At 39.8% G+C, this 3,104-nt stretch carries 4 protein-coding genes; all 4 read left to right on the forward strand.

Features of this window, described 5'->3' with window-relative positions; genetic code table 11:
- Positions 1 to 493: C4-type zinc ribbon domain-containing protein (locus tag NT145_04870; GenBank protein ID MCX5782019.1), on the forward strand; the 493-nt coding region annotated here is incomplete at its 5' end.
- Complete coding sequence (locus tag NT145_04875) at positions 483 to 929, forward strand: ribonuclease HI family protein (protein ID MCX5782020.1); 447 nt, start codon at positions 483 to 485, stop codon at positions 927 to 929. The genes NT145_04870 and NT145_04875, both read left to right, overlap by 11 nt.
- A gap of 622 nt (positions 930 to 1,551) precedes the next feature.
- Positions 1,552 to 1,914, forward strand: a complete 363-nt coding sequence (locus tag NT145_04880; protein ID MCX5782021.1) for a TSUP family transporter — start codon at positions 1,552 to 1,554, stop codon at positions 1,912 to 1,914.
- A gap of 4 nt (positions 1,915 to 1,918) precedes the next feature.
- Entirely contained in the window at positions 1,919 to 3,079 is a 1,161-nt protein-coding gene (gene lysA, locus NT145_04885; protein MCX5782022.1) for a diaminopimelate decarboxylase, read from the forward strand.
- Positions 3,080 to 3,104 lie beyond the last annotated feature (25 nt).

Raw genomic sequence — 3,104 nt, forward strand, 5'->3', positions numbered from 1 at the left:
AATAAAAAAACATAACATGGAACTGAATTCCATAAAATCCAACGAGGCATACAAGGCATTGCTTATCGAAATTGAAGGAGCTAAAGCCAACAAGTCAGTGCTTGAAGACGAGATTTTAGATTTGATGGAAAAAATTGACCAGGAATCCGTAAAGGTTAAACAGAGAGAAAATGATTTGAAAGCCAAAGAATCCGAAATTCAGACCAAGATTTCAAAGATAGAAGAAGAGTCAAAAAGAATTCAGGTGGAAATAGAAAAACTTCAGGCAGAAAGAGAAGAATTTGCCAAAAAAATACCTGATGAACTTCTTGGCAGGTATAATTACATAAGGGAAGGACGTGACGGAATCGCCGTGGTTGGCTTGGACGGAGATATTTGTGAGGGATGCAGTACTGTGCTTCGTCCGCAGACAATTAACGATATTTGCAAAGGCAAGGATTTCGTAATATGTGACAATTGCTCAAGAATAATCTATAAAAAAAATGGAACTTGAAATTTACACTGACGGAGCATCGCGCGGAAATCCCGGACACGCCGGAATCGGCATAATAATTCTGGATAAAAACGGCAAAATTATTGAACAGTCCGGAGAATATATCGGACAGACGACAAATAATGTCGCTGAATACAAGGGGCTTGTTTCAGGCTTAAAGATCGCCAAGAAATATTTGCCCTGCAGTGTTACGGTTCATTTGGATTCTGAGCTAGTAGTTCGGCAGTTACAGGGAAAGTATAGGACTAAGGATCAGACCCTGAAAGCTTATTTTGAATTTGCAAACCAGATGCTTTCAGAATTTGATAAATTTGAGATAAAATATGTGCCGAGAGAAAAAAATAAAGCAGCGGATAAATTGGCAAATCAGGCAATTGATAAAGCAGCGAACAAAAAACAGCTAGTTCCTGAAAGCCAATTGATGCTTAAGTTTTAAATTGTTATTTGAAAGCAGAGGCAACCGGGAGACCGCTTCCATCGTATTGATGGGGGAGGAAAGTCCGAACTTTACCTCAACCGCTTTGCTTCGCAAAGCGAAGCAGTAGGGGAACGGTAGTGGGTAATTCCCATCGCCCAGCACCTATTTTTGTCAATGAATATGATATTTTGTATTCTCAAAAATTAAATTTTTTTCTTGGAACAAGTAACATAATTTTACTGGCAAGAATAGGTGCTGGATAGAGGTGCGAACAGAGACGTCCTTGTCCGAAAGGGGGAGGACCCCCCCTGCTTTCTTTGCGAAAGCAAAGAAGGGGGGGTGAGTTCCTGCTGCAAGGCGGGAAGTGAAACGGCCAAATCCTTACTGGAAAGCAAGGCCAATATACAGGCCGCTTGATTCCGCAAAGTAATTTGCGGAACAGAGAAATGGTCTCCGTCCCGCACATTAAGCACTGTTGAATTTCATGTTTTTCCTTTAGGGATAAGCAATGAAATCCACAATTGTAGAACTGGAAACAGTTTTTTATGTGCGGGATACAGAATTCGGTGTATAGGTTGTCTCTGCATACTTTTAGTAGAAACTGTTTGCAACGGAAGCAAACTGAAAATGTAATAATAAAATGAGCGTTGTTTTATTGTCAATTTTGATCGGCCTTGTAGCGGGAGTATTCAGCGGGCTTCTTGGGATAGGCGGAGGCCTAATTCTTATCCCCGCTCTCATTTTAATTTTTAAAATGTCGCAGCAAACCGCTCAAGGAACTACGCTTGCTTTGATGGTTCTTCCGATCGGACTTCTTGCCGCTATAACATACTACAAAAGCGGCAATGTAAATTTAGTAGTAGGATTACTTATTGCCTTGGGCTTTTTTTTCGGCGGTCTCTTGGGAGCAAATATTGCCGTTTCTCTTTCAAATGATATATTGAGAAAAATATTTGCCGCGGCTTTAATTCTTGCCGGCTTGTATATGATTATTACAAAATAAAAAAATGCTGAATTACAGAAAAGGGAATTTATTCATAGAGAATGTTTCTTTTGAATCGCTTGCGAAGAAATTCGGCACGCCTCTATATGTTTATTCAAGGGCGGGACTAATTAATAATTTTACTGTGTTTGACGATGCCCTTTCCAGCGTCCCCCATATTGTATGCTACGCAGTAAAGGCAAACTCAAATTTTTCTATTCTTAAGGTTCTTTCAAAAAATGGAGCAGGAGCTGATATAACTTCGGGCGGAGAACTCTACCGTTCTCTAAGGGCTGGTTTTCCTTCAAAAAAGATAGTCTATGCGGGGATCGGAAAAACACGCGAAGAAATAAGTTATGCGCTGAGAGAAAATATTTTGATATTTAATGTTGAATCTTTGGAAGAACTAAGTTCAATAAATGAGGTTGCGACCCGTTTAAAGAAAAAAGCAAAAATTGCTTTCAGGATTAACCCTAATGTTGATCCCGATACGCATCACTACATAACTACAGGGAAAAAGGGCGGCAAATTCGGAATACCGTATTCACAGGCAATTTCGGCGTATAAAATGGCAAAAAAAATGTCTTCAATAAGCGTGGAAGGCATTCATTGCCATATTGGTTCTCAAATCGTTGAAGCCGCTCCTTTTAAACTTGCGGCACAAAGAATCAACGTTCTTTTTGAAAAATTGTCAAATATCGGGATTCATTTGAATTATATTAATCTGGGAGGAGGCCTCGGCATTAGATATGACAGAGAAAATCCTCCTACACCTTATGATTTGACGAAAGCGGTAATCCCAATTTTCAAGAATTTTTCCGGCACTTTCATTTTTGAGCCCGGCCGATACATTGTAGGAAACGCAGGTTTTTTACTTGTAAAGGTTATTTACCGGAAACAATCGGGCGGAAAAAATTTTCTGATAGTTGACGGCGGGATGAACGATCTGATTCGTCCAACTCTTTATGACGCGTATCATGAAATTATTCCGGTAAAGAAATCTTTACAGCCAAAAATAAAAGTTGATGTTGTCGGGCCCATATGCGAAACAGGGGATTTTTTGGGAAAGGAAAGGTTATTGCCTTGGGTTCCGCAAGATGGCTTGTTAGTTGTAAATTGTGCCGGAGCATATGGATATGCAATGTCTTCTCAGACAGAGAAAATCCTCCTACACCTTATGATTTGACGAAAGCGGTAATCCCAATTTTCAA

Source organism: Elusimicrobiota bacterium (assembly GCA_026388075.1).
In the GTDB taxonomy this organism is placed as follows: Bacteria; Elusimicrobiota; Endomicrobiia; order Endomicrobiales; family JAPLKN01; genus JAPLKN01.